Consider the following 16,195-nt stretch of genomic DNA (forward strand, 5'->3'; position numbering starts at 1 on the left):
CATGGCCCCGTCCATCAATCTTTCCAACCCATTTCCTGGACTCAGAAGTTACGAATACGAAGACAGCGCGCTGTTTTTTGGCAGGGACCTGCATATCCGGGCGCTGAAAAGCAAACTCCTGGAAGGCAGGTTTCTCGCGTTGATCGGGTCATCCGGGAGCGGTAAATCATCGCTCATCAAGGCCGGGTTGATCCCGTCGCTGGAAACCGGCGACACCGGGCAGGCGGAATGGACTGTAGTACTGTTCAAACCGGGTGCACATCCCGTCAAAAACCTCCTGGCCGCTTTAAAAATGCAGTTGAGGAGGAAATTGGGAACTGCGGTCGCCGCCGTCCTGCATGAGGATGAAATGGGGAGGGATGGCACGCGGACTGCCATTATGGAACTGATCAGCGCATTAGGCAGCGGGAAAATACTATTGGTGATCGACCAGTTCGAGGAGATATTCCGGTACGATCTGGCCCGTCACACCTGGACGGAGGCCCGGGCCGAGACGTCGCTTTTCATCCGGCTGATCCTGGAACTCATTCAGGGGCGGGAAAGTGACTGCTATGCCGTCATCACTATGCGGTCGGATTATCTCGACAATTGTACGGAGTTCAAAGGCCTGACAGAAGCCATTAATACCGGTTACTACCTGCTTCCCAAAATGACAGCAGAAGAGATCAGCGAAATCATTACGAAACCCATTGAAGCAACGGGCGGCGTCATTGCGCCCGACCTCACTACCTTACTTTTGCAGGAAATCAGTACCAGCCCTGATTCCTTGCCGATTTTACAACATGCGTTACTTCGCACCTGGGACAAATGGATGACTACGCCCGCCAACCCCTCGCTGATCACTATTGCGGATTATGAGGCCATCGGGACGATGAAAAACGCCATTACCATTCATGCAGAGGAAATATTTAATCAGAAATTGGATGATCGGAGAAAACTGGCGGCGGAAAAGCTCTTCAAATCACTGGTTGTTTCAGGGCCAAGCGATACGCCGGAACTCCATCCGATTGCACTCAGCGAGATTATCAGGATCACAGGGGTTGCGGACTATCAGCTTATCGATGTCATTCAGGCATTCAGGGCGAAAGGAATTTCCTTTTTGAGTCCCAATTCCGGCATAACCCTCACGCCGGATTCGATTATCGACCTCACCGTAGAACGGATCATGGTCCTTTGGGTGCGCCTGAACCGGTGGATCGGCGAAGAAATGAAATCTGCGAAACTGTACAAGCAGTTGAGCGCGAACGCGCTGCTGTATCAGGACGGCAAAGCAGGTTTATGGGTGAACCCGGAGTTACAGCTGGGTTTGAAGTGGCAAAAGGATAATCAGCCAAACAAAGAATGGGCCAGACGTTACGACCCGTATTTCGAAAGGGCGATCAATTACCTCGATTACAGTCGCAAGCAATACGAATCAGAGCTTAAAAACGAAGAAGAAAAACAAAAAAGAGCATTGCGCCAAAGCCGGATGTTCGCCATGCTGGGGGTAGGCGTGGGAATGGTCGCCACGGTAGCGGTGTTGTACCTGACTTATCTTCAAGCCGAAACGCGGCAGGCGTTGAAAGAGTCCGATGTAAAAGGGCAGACCGCCCAGGCGGAAAAAAAGCGTGCAGAGGAGCAATCCCAGAAAGCACTGGTGCAGAGCCGGATCGCACAGCAGCAGCAGGAGATTGCCGAGCAGCAACGCGAGCTGACCCGGTTACAGAAGGAAAACGCCGAGCGCCAGGAGGAAAAGGCCAGGGTGAGCGAAAAAGCAGCCCGCTCCGCAACGGCAGTGGCTTTGGAACAGCAACAAAGGGCCAGGCGGAGCGAGTTGGCTGCGCGCGATTCGGAGAAGCGGGCCGAGCTGGGGAGGCAGGCCATGGAGCGGGAAAAATTACGCGGTGATACATTGCTGAACATTGCGCAGGATGCACGCAAAAAGGCCGACGCGGCAACGCAACAGGAAAAGCAACTGAGGTTAATCGCGATAGCCCGGTCCATTGCCATTCAATCCTATCAGATGCCCGACAGCAAGGATGACCTTTCCGCATTGCTTGCATTGCAGGCCTATAAGTTCAATGATAAAGAGTCTCCGGATATTTTCAATGCATTGTCGAAAGCTGCTGCTGCCAAAACAGTGCTTCGACGGCACAGCGACGCAGTTCGTGCGCTTGCTATTAACCCGGGGCACACCCGGCTGGCATCGGGTAGTGACGATGGCACGCTTAAAATCTGGAATATCGACGATTTTACGCAGCGTCCGCAGAACTTTGAGCTGCCCAGAGGTGCGAGGCAGGATATCCGCTCGGTATTATTTACGAATGACGGCGCGAGCATACTGGCTGGAACAGACCAGGGCGCGATCTTCAAATGGCGGGAGCAGATCGGTAATGCATCGCCCGAAAGTATCCACGCCCACAAGGCCCCCGTACACACGCTCACATATGCAGGCGGGGAACTTGTATCGGTAAGTTCCGACGGCGTAATCCGGACCTGGAAAGTAACCGATCGTTCGCTGGATTCACTGCAGCATATCCGGTCGGGGTTTCCGATCCTTTCTGCAAAGCCGAGCCCGGATAACAAAGTGCTCATGTGCGGGTCCACCCAAGGTCGGCTGCTGGCTTTCGATCTCGGTAATCTGAAAAAGGCACCGGTAATTTACACGTTTGCGGAATTGGGCAGTCAGGTGGGGGCGCTGGCATTCAGTCCGGATGGTAAACGACTCATTACCAGTAATAATTTTGGTTCGCTTCATGTCTGGAACCTGGTTCACAATGCGATTGCCGGGCGGGGATACGCAATTACGGGGCGTCATACCTCGACGGTCAACAGCATTATATTTTCCCCCAACGGAAAACAGATGGCAACGGCCAGCTTCGACGGGTCGGTGCATTTGTGGAACTATAAAGACATTTTTTTACAACAGCAGCCCATTGCCATACACGATTACGACAACTGGGTGATGGGCCTGTGCTTTACGGCGGATAGCAACCGGCTGATCTCTTGTGGCGCTGACAAATCGGTGCGGGTGTGGGAGATTAATCCGGATCACCTGTATGCAAAGATCGTCGGGAATGTAAGACGGAATTTCACGAGCGAGGAATGGAACACCTACATCGGCAAAGATGTGAGTTATCAAAAAATAATACCATAAGCAGTTATCCGGCGAGTATGAAAAGATACGTGTACATAGTGCTGTTTTTGATCGGGTTTTCTGTTGCCTGCATGCCCCTGTGCCTTTATGCGCAGGATTGTGGGGGATTCAAGATCGGCGAGGCCCAGAAGCGGTATGGCAACGGCAATTTCACGGATGTTTTCACATTGCTTAATCCCTGTATCGAAGACGGTTTCTCAAACAACGAGAAGGCAGCGGCTTACAAGCTCATCGCGCAGACTTACCTGGCTATGGACTCGCTTGAAAGCGGGACCAGGGCTATCCGGGAAATGCTCTTGCTGAATCCATCATATGAACCCGAAGGAGACCTGTCGGTTTCTACCAAATTCGCCCGCATTGTAAACCTGCTCAAAAACGCAACCGATCGGGTTATCCAGGTGAGTTCGGTATCCAAAAAGCTGGAAGATATCAACAAAGCGCCGGCAACGGTATTGGTACTGACGGGCGAGGAAATCGTGCAGCGGGGTTACATCGACCTGGAAGCCCTGTTCAACGACCTTCCGGGTTTTGATGTTTCCCGGACCTATGGTTCTACCTATTCCAATATCTATCAGCGCGGTTACCGGTCCAGCAATACTGATCGGACGCTTTTCATGGTCAACGGCATCGAAGAGAATGATTTCTGGGGAAATTTTGTGTACTGGAACCGGCAGTTTCCAATCACCAATGTGAGCCGGATCGAAATCGTGTACGGTCCGGCGTCGACGATGTACGGGGCCAATGCATTTCTTGGCGTTGTGAACGTCATCACCAGACAGCCTTACGAGGTCATTAAAAACAACAGGAATTTCGGTCTTCGTGCCGACATGGGTTATGGCAGCTACAAAACCCGGTATGCCGATGTCACCACCGCCGCGAGAATGAAGAATGTGCTGTTTTCGCTCACCGGCCGCGCCTATTATTCCTACGAGCAGGATCTATCCAAATACCAGGAGTATAATTTCGATCCGGCGGATTACGATGAGATCGATTATAACAGGTTGATGAGCTATTCCGGGGCGGCGGCTGCCAGTTTTGTAAACACCAACCAGATCGGGAATGGCAATGCTATTTACAATGTGGTAAGAGATGCCGGCGGAACGGTCATCGCCGCCAATCTGACCGATCAGGGCGCTGCAAAGGCCCGTGAGCTGGACAAAGCGGCTTTGAAAGGCAACCTGAATGGCAGCCCGATTGGCTACTCCAACCGGTTGGAACAATATTACATCAAAGGAAGCCTCAAAGTGAGTGATTTTACGCTGGGCTTTCAGAACTGGCAGAGCGTCCAGGGATCCATTACGTATGCCAACGACAACACCCGCGCGGGAGCCGACAACGGGAACATCTGGGAACCCCGGCAGTCGTTGTACTATGCCCTGTATGAAAAAGAAATCATCCAGGACAAACTGGCCATTATCAATACGGCGCAGTTCCGCACCACGCAGATCAACGACCAATCCCGGATCGTAACGGTCCGGAATTATTCTAATAAATCGCTGACTGGCAGCGATTTGCTCAAAAATAGATTGCCTTTCTGGCGCACCCAGTTTTATTATCAGCAATCCCAGCAGTTCCGGGACGAATTCAAGATCCTCTACACGCCGTCCCGCAGACTGGATATCGTGGGTGGTATAGAAGTTCGCAACAGCCTGATCCAGGGTGATTATAAGAAGGTTACCATCGATTCGACCCTCGTTGACGACTATTACGTGAGCGCCACTGAAAAAGGAAGGAGCGACTTCGATAATGTACCCGGCGGCAATCTTTTTGAACATTACAACATCGGCGCCTACGCGCAGGGCACCTACGTTGCGAGCGAGGCACTACGGTTCACCCTCGGTGGCCGCTTCGACCACAACCGCATTCGTACGACCGGTGGATACGGTAACCAGTTCAATCCAAGGGTTGCGGTGGTATACGCGCCGGGAAAGTTCGTGGTGAAGGCGATCTATGCACAGGCGTTTCAGGACGCGTCTAGCCGCGACCGTTACTCGACTTCGGCCCCCACGCGTCTGGTCGCCAATCCCGGCCTGAAACCGGAGCAGGTGAACAATTATGAGGTTTCCTTCAACTTCTCGCCGGTAAAAGGGGCACGGCTGGATGTGAGCGGATACTACGCGATTTACAAGGACATTATCGAGGAAATAGCGGTGCCTTATAATAACACCACGACTTTACAGAAGAATAATACGGGCAAATCCTACGTAGGCGGGCTACAAACTGTTTTGGACTACAAAATTACCCGGACGCTGACCATTTGGAGCAATTATACATTTACCAATGCCAAAAAGGATTCCATTGCCGGTACCGTCACATCCGACGTGGTAACGAATAAAAAGCTGATTGTCGGCGACATTGCACGTCATCATTTCAATGTCGGGCTGAACGGGGTTTTTCTTAAAAATGAAAAGCTCAATGTAAATCTCCGGCTCAACTATGTCGGAAGCAGGCGGGTGGGACAAGGCACGTCTGTTCCGCAAAATCCGCAACCGGGAGGTGTTTTTCCATCCTATAAGCTGCTGAATGCGGCCATTACCTACAAAGTTACCGACTCCGTGCAGTTACAGGGTATACTCAACAATATCCTGAACGAACAATATTCCGATCCCGGCATCCGCAGTGCAAACGGGGCCGATCAGGCCTATCGTACGCCGCAAAAAGGCTTTAACTCCATGTTACGCTTAATTATTAACCTATGATCCCAATGGTAAACCCGACACTAATGAAAAACTCCTATGACGACAGAGTGATACGGTATGAAACCGTGACGAATTTCAGTGACGAAATGTTCGATGAATTGGTGAAGCTCATCGAACCGAAGGACGGACAACGCATCCTTGACTGTGGGGCGGGGTATGGCCCGGTTACCCAGGCGCTTATCAGCCGTCACCCGACTTTGGAAGTGGACTATTACCTCCTCGAATACAGCACCATACAACTGGATCGTGCTCGTACAGAGGTAGGCCGGCTGCTGCAACTGCTTGGAGAAACGCATTTCACCGACTTCCGGCAAAACTCGGCCGCGGCCATGGATTATCCTGATAACCATTTTGATACAATCGTTGCGAAGATGGTATTGCATGAACTCCCGCCGTCGGATCAGGTGAGGATGATCAACGAGACTTACCGGATCCTGAAACCGGGGGGGAAGTTTGTACTCTGGCAAACGATCCTGGATGACAGCACGGTGCAGTTTTACCGGAATATGTTCAGGAAAAAGGACCGTTTGGCTGGCTATGAATCGCTGGTGGCCAATCGCAACTTTATCACGCAGGAGGCCTTTTTCTATTTGTTGGAAAATGCGCGCTTCGAGGGTTATCAGCTCGCGAGGGCATTTACCTACAATTTCAACAGCAAATACCGCCTCTATTCTGAGTTGCAGGGTGACTGGGCAAAGCTGCGCGAATTAAACGGCTATCTGATCGACCTCATTCGTGACCAGGAGGCGGGCTTTTCGGAGAAAACAAGGTTCACTTTTGAAGATGATAACGTCAGCCTCTTTTTTAAACAGGGCGTTTATCTGGCCAGGAAACCATCGAGCAACGACTGATATGCTAACGAGACAGTCCGTTTACGCCGCATTACACGTGAAGGCAGACGAGGAAAAACCCGTGCTGCTGATGCTCTGCTACTCTTTTTTCAGCGGGGTATCGATTTACGTCTTCTATATCGTGGCCAATGCGCTGTTTCTTGTTAATTATGCCAAATCAATGCTGCCCGTTGCCTACATCGGTGGAGGCCTGTTGCTTTTTCTGATCGGTAAGATCAATGTGGGACTACAACGGCATTACGATTTTTCCAGGTTATGCATGGCATTGATCGTTTTTCAGTTCGTTTCCGTGGGGCTTATGCTCTTCGCTTACGAGCTCACCGGCTGGAAAGGCGTAGCATTGACGATGTTCATCTGGAACCGGATTTCGGTTTATGTCAATAATGTGACTTTCTGGAATTCATCTGCTAAAATTTTCAACCTCGAACAGGCGAAGCGTATTTTCAGTCTCATAGCAACCGGAGACGTGGTTGCCTCCATTGTCAGCTATCTGGCAGTGAATGTGCTACTGGGTTTCAGGGCAATGGAAACCGAAGAACTGTTGTACCTCAGTATGGCTGCACTGCTGATTTCGCTGGGTTTTATGGTAGCCATTACCCGCAATTACCGGGACAAACTGGCTGTTCGTCAGCAAATAGGGGCGGATCATGCGGAGCAGGAGGAGCTGGAAGAAAGGCGTTATTTCAAAAACAATTATCACCTGCTCGTGCTGCTGCTTGGAATGCTGCCGGTGCTCGGCGTTTACTTCGGCGAGTTTATTTTTTCGGTGGAAGTAAAGCGCCAGTTTCCGATGAAGGAGCAGCTGACGCTTTTCCTGGGGCAATTTTTCCTGGTTTCTTCGGTCATCGAACTACTGGTAAAAGTCTTCTTCTATCGTTTTGCGATCCGCTCTTTCGGCCTGGTTTCCGGGATTATCATTCTGCCTGTGGCCCTCATACTGGTGCTGGGCCTGGCCATTCTGTTTATTTCTCTGAAATATTCGGTGTTTTTCTACATCCTGCTAAGTCGTTTTCTCTGCATTTCGGTTAAAAAATCTTTCAGTGATACCTCCTTTCAGATCTTGTATCAACCATTGGAGAGAGGCGAAAGCCAGGAGCTGCAAAACAGGGTGGAGATTTATGCCAAACCGGCAGGTTATATTCTCGCAGGCGTGATCCTGCTTACGCTCATGAGTATAGGCCTGGGCGAGCCGGTCGAAATTATGATCGTCTTCGTCGTGATCCTGATCGGGTGGACGTACGCGTCATTCCGGATGCAGGGAGAATACCAGAACACATTGAGCAACCTGTTTACAAGTCTCGGGAATGTATGGAGGGATGCCCTGCCAAACAAAAGCACAACCGGGATAGCAGAGGCAGAAGAAAATACATTGAAACCCCTCTCTTTCGACGAAATCGTAGCCAAAGCGGGCAGTGTCCTTCCGGCCGAGCGGTTGGAAGCCATTGAAATGTTGGGTCAGTCGAAGCGGTTCCTGGCATTCAGGTATCTGATCCCCTTTTTACAGGGCAAGGATGCCAGCCAAAAACATGCCGCATTGAGGGCATCCGGGGTGAACGGAAACCCGGAGCTCTGGCCATATCTCTTTGAAAACCTCAGTCAGCCCGATTTTCGGACGGCGGCTGCCGATGCGATCCGGCATATAGGCGAACCTGTTTTACCTGCATTAAATGATTATTTCGATAAGTCCGGTGGCCGGGAAGATGTTCAGACGGCCATTATCGGGGTCGTAATGCAGATGGAAGGGAATGAGGCGGTCCGGGTATTGAGGCAGAAACTCAACCATCCCGATCTTGCGGTGAGACATCAGGTTTTCAGGGCGCTGGCTGCGCGTGGGTATGGCGCGCGGTTGAATGAAAGACCTGCCATTGTGCAGGAGGCAGTACTGCAGATCCGGTTTATGGCATGGCTTCTGGCTGCGCAGCGCGATTTGTCCCGAAGCCACAAACTTTACAACTCACCGCTTGCCGATGAATTGCAGGAGGAGTATTGGGCCGCCATGGCCGGACTGATCAACATGCTGACGATCCTCACGCAGGATAAGCGCCTGTACTACATCCAGGATACGGTGCAGTCGAAGAGTGAAAACAGCCGCAGCTATTTACTGGAAATATTGAATATGGCTATTCCCGCCGAACACAAAAAACAGGTCATTCCGCTGTTTGAGGACATTTCGGGCTCGGACAAGCTCGAAAGGCTGCACCACGCATTCCCGCAGGAACGGCTTTCGGTAGAAGACCGGCTGCACGACGTGATCAACAAAGATTTTGCCAGACTTGGCCGGAAGACAAAAACGCTGGCGATCCGTGCCCTGGAAGATTACCCCTCGGAAGCTACCACGATCATACTGCTCGCGAATGCCACTTCCCCCGCAGAGTCCCTCGCCGAAGCTGCATTGCGAACGCTTTACCACCTCGATCACGATCGTTTCAGCGAGCTCTACCGCACGATGCAGTGGAACGAGGACGACCTCCATTGTGGTGTGTGCCAACAGGTCGAAAGCTCGGAAAAAGCGGCTGAACTACTCAAAACGGCTGACACATGAGATACTTATTATACATAGGATTATCCGTCTTGTTGTTTGCCTGGCATGTACAGGCGCAGCGCCTGGTCGACAACACGCGCCTGGCCGCCTCGGGGCTGCGGCTCTATTCGGCCCGTGACTACAAGGCGCACAGCCAGAATTTTGCAGTCACCGCCAACTCGCAGGGGGTGTTGTATTTCGGCAATTTCGCGGGCGTACTCGAGTTCGATGGGGTCTTTTGGAAAACCATTCCAACGGCTAAGATAAGCAAGGTATCCGCTTTGCACGCCGACCGTTCTGATCGCATTCTGGTGGGTGGTAAGGATGAGTTTGGTTATCTGGCGAAAGACAGGACCGGCAGGCTGGTCTTCCGGTCCGTGAGCCGGCAGATTTCGGGTTTCGGGGCGATCAATACAATCCTCGAAACCACGGAAGGAATCTATTTTGTAGCGAGCCGGCAGATTTTCCTCTGGAATGGAAAGCGGCTCAGTAAATGGAACTCACCCAGGACTATAACGGCTGCTTTTAATGTACACGGGAATGTATATCTTTTCAGACAGGGTGCCGGACTTTGCATGTTTAATGACGGTATTTACAACACGATTTTTCCCGCCGATGGGCCGCAAGGCCTGCCCGATGTGAGTTCAGTGTTGCCCGTAGGTGAGGAAACCATTGTATTGACGAGCAGTAAGGGCGTTTTTCAACTGAACGGTAACCGGCTGACCCGTTTTTCCGAAGAGACCAACCGCATAGTCGCAAGCAAGGAACTTTACGGAGCCAGAATGCTGGGTGACGGCACGATGGCCCTGATGGTCGAAGATGGTCAGATCGTGTTTGTGTATCCACAGAGCGGCACCGTGGCCCGGGTAATCAGCGAAAATTACCGCCTCACGGACGAACGCGTTAATGCCTGGATCCAGGACAAAACAGGGAACATCTGGCTGGCACTGAACAACGGGATTGCGCAATTGGACGTAGCTTCGCCGATTACCGAATATGACGAGGACAACAACCTGCGCGGCCAGATCAACGACGTCATCCGGTTTGAGGGACACCTTTATTGTGGCACGAGTAATGGATTGTACGTGCTGGACGGGGAGATTTTCAACCCTGTCAGGGAGGTCCGTTTGGCGGTCTGGTCAATGACCGTTCATGACGGCGCGCTTTACGTGGCTACCAGCAAAGGGGTTTTTCGGGTCGATAAATCCGTTTCGCAGCTTTCAGCTGAATTCGCGTTGGCGGTATGTCCGTCTAAATTGAAGCCGGATATCTTGTACGCCGGACTTGAAAACGGCTTAGAGATTCTGGATTTACGCTCCCGCCATTCCCGTCGCATGAAGGGGATCAGCGAGCAAGTCGAGCGGATCATTGAAGATATCCAGGGTAATGTGTGGCTCGAAACGCCTGCCGCAGGCATCATCCGGCTGGCAGCCGACGGCATCACTGTGAAGCGATACAAGCAGGCGCAGGGCTTGCCGACGCCTTTGCTCAACCATATTGTACAAACCGGTGAGGGAATACTCGTCAGCAACCCGAGTGGCATTTACCGTTACAATGCCACCGCCGACCGCTTTGAGGTATATCGGAATCTGACGGGTAAGGACACTGCCTCGGTATGGCGGGGCGAACTCGTGGCGGATGCGACCGGTAATATCTGGACGACCAACGGTGATTCGAGGTTCATTACCTGGTTTGAAAAAGCCGGTGCGGGAAAGTTCCGGCAGGTGATCAAACCTTTCTTGCCGCTTTCCGACCGGGATATCAATGTAATTTACCCGGATGCGGACCGAGTGATGTGGTTTGGCGGCAGCGACGGGCTGATCCGTTACGATCTCAAACTGAGAAAGGATGATACCAGGGCGTTTCCTGCATTTATCCGCCGGGTCGCGGCGAAGGGAGACACCGTATTGGCGGATGGCTTTATCGGCTCGACGAATGCGGATAGTGCCGCACTCAGAGGTAATGATCCGGTCAGACTGGCCTATCAGTTCAACGACATGAGCTTCGAGTTTTCAGCGGCGAGCATGCTGCCTCAGGATAATCTCGAATACCAGGTATATCTCGAAAATTTTGACAAAACATGGGGCTCCTGGTCGGGCAAAAACCAGAAAGAGTACACCAATATTCCGCCCGGAGATTATCGCTTCCGCGTAAAGGCCAGGAACATTTACTACAATCAAAGTTCCGAAGCCTCATTTGCATTTACCGTGATCCCGCCGCTTTATCAGCGCTGGTGGGCCTATGTGCTGTATGCGCTGCTGATCCCGGCGGGTATTTTTTTCCTGAACAAACAACGGAGGAGCTTTCTGCTGAAACGGACCCGGAACCTGGAAAATCTGATCCACGAACGAACCGAAGAAGTAGTGAGCCAAAAGGAGGAGCTGGAACAGCAGTCGGAGCAACTGGCGGCCACAAATGACCAGCTCGAACGGATCGATGATTTTGTGAAGGCCATCAACAGCGAGGTCAACACCCGGAAATTGTTCCAGCTGGTGCTTGAAAGGCTGTGCCTTTTCCAGAATGTCGACAGCGCGTCCGCATTGATCCACAACCGTACAACAGGTAATTATCAGTTTATCGCCATCACAGGCGGGATCGATATCGACGAGTTGGAGGGCGTGACGATGAGCTACGATCAGGCCGAACAACGGTATATGGAAAACGGGACGGAGATCTTTGAAGATATTTTTCTCAAAAACAATTTCCGCTACGAAAACCTGAATAGTTCCATTAATGATGTTTATGCCCCGAAATCTTTGATAACCATTATTATCCGGGTAGAGGGCGAAGCCAAGAGTTTTATCACGCTGGAAAACACGGACCATGAAAATGCATTCGTCGAGCGCGACTTTATTATGGTTCGCAACCTCAAAGAGCATTTGATCGCAGCCTATATCAAGACGGATATTCTTGAAAACCTGGAAAATACGCTCACAAACCTCAAATCGGCCCAGGAAGAACTGATCCGTCAGGAACGTCTGGCGTCGGTGGGCAGTCTGACGAAAGGCATTGTGGACCGTATCCTCAACCCGCTCAATTATATCAATAATTTTTCGCAATCCTCGGGCAAGCTGCTGACGGAGATTACCGAAGTCACGGACAAGCATGCCGACGCGCTTACCGAGGATGAAAAGGACGATCTGGACAGCGGGCTGGATATGTTGCGGAAAAACCTCGAAAAGATATACGAACATGGCAACAGTACCACGCGGATCGTGAAAGACATGCAGAAGCTCCTGAAAGGAAAATCGACAGAGTTTTTTGTCACCGAGCTGAACCCATTCCTGGAATCCAAAGCGCGGTACGCCTTGCAGGAAGTACTGAATGAATACAAGGAAAATTCTGTGGATATGACGTTTTCCCTCAATCAAGGAGGGGTAAAAGTGAGCCTTTTGCCATTCGAGTTTGCACAGGTATTGACCAACCTGATCAGCAATGCATGCTATGCGCTCATCGAAAAAGCCAGGACCGACCCAACTTTCGAACCCCGGCTGAATGTAAGCAGCAGGCCGACAGAAGGCGGTATTTGCATCCGCATCCGGGACAATGGAAAAGGTATTCCGCCTAAGGAGGTTGAACAGCTTTTCAATCCCTTTTTTACCACCAAACCCACATCAAAGGGAACCGGGTTGGGCCTTTACATGAGCAAAGACATCATCGAATACCACAAAGGGCGGATCAGCATGCATTCGGAAGAAGGTGAGTTTACCGAAGTCGAAATAATCCTCCCTGTTGTAACCGAACCTGCTAAAATCGCTATATAACTTAAACAGCCGTGCATATGGGGCCAGAAACTACGGACAAGGACATTGAAGTCTACCAGCAGAAGATCATCGAACTCAACCGGCTTGCGGAGATCGGCCAGCTGAGCGCGGGGATTTTGCATGAGATCAAGAACCCTGTCAGCTTTGTCAACAACTTCTCGCGCCTTTCACAAGGCCTGATCGATGAAATGAAGGAAATCGTACAGAAGGAATTGGGCGAGTTGGATGAGGACGACATAGCCGATGAAAAAGAGCTGCTGGATACCCTGGCTCAGAATCTTTTGAAGATCAATGAAAACGGCAAGCGGATCGAGCGGATCATCCAGGGAATGCTCTCGCAGAGCCGTGCCGACGGGGTGGTGATGGAAGCCGTTGACCTGAACCAGCTGCTCGAAGAATACAGCAAGCTGGCCTACCAGAGTGTGCGGGCGGAAGACAAGGAATTTAATGTGACACTGACTTATCATCTCGATCCGGGCGTAGGCGAAGTGTCCATCGCAAAAGGAGAATTCGGCAGAGTAGTGGTAAACCTGGTCAACAACGCCTGTTACGCGGTAAACGAGCGGCGAAAGCGGGGCGAAGTGGGCTACGAACCGGTAATTGAAGTGACCACGCACCGGGAGGCGGGCAACGTGGAAATACGGGTCAGCGACAATGGAATAGGCATTCCGGAAGAGATCGTTTCCAAACTCTTCCTACCATTTTTTACGACCAAGCCACAAGGCAAAGGCACGGGACTGGGTCTTTCGCTCACCTATTCCAGCATTGTGGACACCCATAAGGGGCAGATCGCCGTGACCTCTGTTCCCGGCGAACGTACGGAGTTCAGGATCGTGATCCCGGCTTAGGTTTTACCCAAAATTTGAAAAATCATTCAATCAGATCATAATGGCAATCAAGATTTTAAGCGTGGATGATGAGCAGGACATGGAAATGCTCATTTCCCAGTTATTCAGAAAACAGATCAGGGATAAAAAGTATGAGTTCGTTTTTGCGAACAATGGCAACGAGGCTTTGGCAAAACTGGAAGAAGCTGAGGATATTGCGCTTATCCTTTCAGATATCAATATGCCGGGTATGGATGGACTGACGTTTCTCTCGAAGATCAATGAGAAGCAAAACCCGTTACTGAAAGCGATCATGGTGTCGGCATATGGGGATATGGATAACATCCGAACGGCCATGAACCGCGGCGCATTCGATTTTGTGACGAAACCGGTGAATTTTGAGGATCTGGAAATCACGATCAGCAAGACGGTCGAACATATTGAAATGCTGGCTAACCTCGAAAAGGGCAGGCAGCAGCTCATAGCGATCCAGAACGACCTCAGCGTGGCGAAAGAAATCCAAAGCTCGATGCTGCCCAAAACCGTCCCGGCAAACATTGCCAAAGCCGGCGTTGACCTTCATGCATTCATCCATCCGGCGAAAGTGGTTGGAGGTGATCTGTATGATTATTTCATGATGGACTCTGAGCGGTTGTTCTTCATGATCGGAGATGTTTCCGACAAGGGCATTCCCGCCGCATTGTTTATGGCGATTTGTAAGGCTATCTTCAAAAGCCAGTTTTCCAACCGCAACGATGATACGATTTGCGATAAAGTAAGAATTATTAATGAATTTTTAAGTGAGGATAATACTTCATTTATGTTTGTAACCGCATTTGTGTGTGTTATGAATGTAAACACCGGTGTGGTTGAATATGTCGACGCGGGACATGAGCCGCCGCTTATTATTCGCGCGAATGGAGATGTCGAACTGATTAAAAAGCAGGGCGGAATGGCGCTGTGCTTCGACAGTACATTCGTGTACGAATCCCGCAATTTCCAGTTGAATCCGGGCGATAAATTTGTACTTTATACAGATGGTGTTACAGATGCCAACAACCTCACGGGTGCACGTTACGGATTGAACTACCTGATCGACTTTTTCAAAACCGGCGATGGGTCTACCAAAGCCACGGCCAGGGAAATGAATGAGGCAACTCTTGCGAGCCTGATCGATTTCATCGGACCTGCGAATCAGTTTGACGATATTACGATGCTGTCGATGCGGTATCTGGCGACCGGGGTGTGATAGACAGTTGGTGCCTGTTAAAGCTTGATGTCGTTGGTACCTGCCCAGGCGGCAATGTCTTGTTTGCTCAGTGCGGTGGCCATGAGATCGGGGAACTGATCCGGTGAACAAGCGAAAACGGGAATACCCAGGCTGGCGAAGAAGGCCGCATTCTGGTGGTCGTAAAACGGTGCGCCCTCGTCATTCAATGCCAGTAAGGTGATGACCTGGACGCCGGAATCGACAAGCTGGGCCACTTTTTTTCGCATTTCCGCTTCGTTGCCGCCCTCATACAGGTCGCTGATGAGCACCAGAACGGTGTCGAGCGGCCGGGTGACCAGTTGCTGGCAATAATTCAATGCCTTATGGATATCCGTTCCGCCACCGAGCTGCACACCGAAGAGCAGATCTACCGGGTCGTTCAGCTCTTCGGTGAGGTCGGCGACAGAGGTGTCGAAAACGATCATTTTGGTACGTACAGCAGGCATCGATGCCATTACCGAGCCGAAGATGCCGGAGTAGATAACGGATGTACCCATGGAACCGCTCTGATCGACGCAGAGAAACACATCTTTCAGCGCTTTGCGCTTTCTGCCATAGCCGATTCGGGTTTCCGGGATAATCGTCTGATAGTCGGGCTGGTAGTGTTTCAGGTTTTTGCGGATGGTCTCCGGCCAGTTGATCTCGTTATGCCGCGGCCTCGTATTTCGTGCGGCACGGTTCAGGCTACCGGTGATGGCTTGCTGGGTTGGTCCGGATAATTTTTGTATCAGCTGATCCACCACCTTCCGTATGACTTCACGTGCAGTAGCTTTGGTTTTCTCGGGGATCAGCTTGCCCAACGTCATCAGATTCGCCACCAGTTGAATATCCGGCACAATGGTTTCCAGCATTTCGGGCTCGGTGAGCATGGAAGTTAGTTTGAGACGTTTCAATGCATCCTGCTGCATGATTTTCACGACGGACGTCGGAAAATACTCACGGATGTCGCCCAACCAACGCGATACATGGGGAGAGGACGCGCCCAGGCCACCTTTCCGGTCGGAGTTATAAAGTGCTTCCAGTGTACGGTCGATACCCGCCTCTTCTTTGGTAAGCGTATATTCCAGTTCATCCTGCGTTTCTTTACCCAACACAAGGCGCCATCTTCTTACTGCATCGTTTTCCAT

The 16,195-nt window shown here is 51.2% G+C and carries 8 protein-coding genes; 7 read left to right on the forward strand and 1 reads right to left on the reverse strand.

What is annotated here, in order from left to right; all coding sequences use genetic code 11:
* Window position 1 precedes the first annotated feature (1 nt).
* Genes BP71_RS04170 through BP71_RS04200 form a run of 7 tightly spaced genes read left to right on the forward strand, consistent with a single transcriptional unit; the run spans window position 2 to window position 15,047 of the window.
* Complete coding sequence (locus BP71_RS04170; protein WP_496376913.1) at window positions 2–3,136, forward strand: WD40 repeat domain-containing protein; 3,135 nt, start codon at window positions 2–4, stop codon at window positions 3,134–3,136.
* 17 nt (window positions 3,137–3,153) lie between these two features.
* Window positions 3,154–5,835 (forward strand): TonB-dependent receptor plug domain-containing protein, encoded by a 2,682-nt coding sequence (locus BP71_RS04175; protein WP_496376915.1) that lies wholly within the window; start codon window positions 3,154–3,156, stop codon window positions 5,833–5,835.
* 23 nt (window positions 5,836–5,858) lie between these two features.
* Complete coding sequence (locus BP71_RS04180; protein ID WP_496376917.1) at window positions 5,859–6,686, forward strand: class I SAM-dependent methyltransferase; 828 nt, start codon at window positions 5,859–5,861, stop codon at window positions 6,684–6,686.
* A 1-nt stretch (window position 6,687) separates the two neighbouring features.
* Window positions 6,688–9,228 carry a hypothetical protein gene (locus BP71_RS04185; protein WP_496376919.1) on the forward strand — a complete coding sequence of 847 codons (2,541 nt, stop codon included), beginning with the start codon at window positions 6,688–6,690 and terminating at the stop codon, window positions 9,226–9,228.
* On the forward strand, window positions 9,225–12,971 hold the full coding sequence (locus BP71_RS04190; RefSeq protein ID WP_496376921.1) for a sensor histidine kinase: 3,747 nt from the start codon (window positions 9,225–9,227) through the stop codon (window positions 12,969–12,971). The genes BP71_RS04185 and BP71_RS04190 overlap by 4 nt, the downstream gene beginning before the upstream one ends.
* Window positions 12,972–12,988: 17 nt before the next feature.
* Window positions 12,989–13,819 carry a sensor histidine kinase gene (locus BP71_RS04195; RefSeq protein ID WP_496376924.1) on the forward strand — a complete coding sequence of 277 codons (831 nt, stop codon included), beginning with the start codon at window positions 12,989–12,991 and terminating at the stop codon, window positions 13,817–13,819.
* Between the two features lie 40 nt (window positions 13,820–13,859).
* Window positions 13,860–15,047 carry a PP2C family protein-serine/threonine phosphatase gene (locus BP71_RS04200; RefSeq protein WP_496376926.1) on the forward strand — a complete coding sequence of 396 codons (1,188 nt, stop codon included), beginning with the start codon at window positions 13,860–13,862 and terminating at the stop codon, window positions 15,045–15,047.
* A gap of 17 nt (window positions 15,048–15,064) precedes the next feature.
* Here BP71_RS04200 and BP71_RS04205 read toward each other — a convergent pair whose 3' ends face one another.
* Window positions 15,065–16,195, reverse strand: a complete 1,131-nt coding sequence (locus tag BP71_RS04205; RefSeq protein WP_496376928.1) for a VWA domain-containing protein — start codon at window positions 16,193–16,195, stop codon at window positions 15,065–15,067.

The organism is Dyadobacter ginsengisoli DSM 21015 (assembly GCF_059568735.1).

What these genes read in the sequence shown, in the direction of transcription:
- BP71_RS04170 (WP_496376913.1), top strand. Translation starts at nt 2, where the DNA reads ATGGCCCCGTCCATCAATCTTTCCAACCCATTTCCTGGACTCAGAAGT.
- BP71_RS04175 (WP_496376915.1), top strand. Translation starts at nt 3,154, where the DNA reads ATGAAAAGATACGTGTACATAGTGCTGTTTTTGATCGGGTTTTCTGTT.
- BP71_RS04180 (WP_496376917.1), top strand. Translation starts at nt 5,859, where the DNA reads ATGAAAAACTCCTATGACGACAGAGTGATACGGTATGAAACCGTGACG.
- BP71_RS04185 (WP_496376919.1), top strand. Translation starts at nt 6,688, where the DNA reads ATGCTAACGAGACAGTCCGTTTACGCCGCATTACACGTGAAGGCAGAC.
- BP71_RS04190 (WP_496376921.1), top strand. Translation starts at nt 9,225, where the DNA reads ATGAGATACTTATTATACATAGGATTATCCGTCTTGTTGTTTGCCTGG.
- BP71_RS04195 (WP_496376924.1), top strand. Translation starts at nt 12,989, where the DNA reads ATGGGGCCAGAAACTACGGACAAGGACATTGAAGTCTACCAGCAGAAG.
- BP71_RS04200 (WP_496376926.1), top strand. Translation starts at nt 13,860, where the DNA reads ATGGCAATCAAGATTTTAAGCGTGGATGATGAGCAGGACATGGAAATG.
- BP71_RS04205 (WP_496376928.1), bottom strand. Translation starts at nt 16,195, where the DNA reads ATGGAAAACGATGCAGTAAGAAGATGGCGCCTTGTGTTGGGTAAAGAA.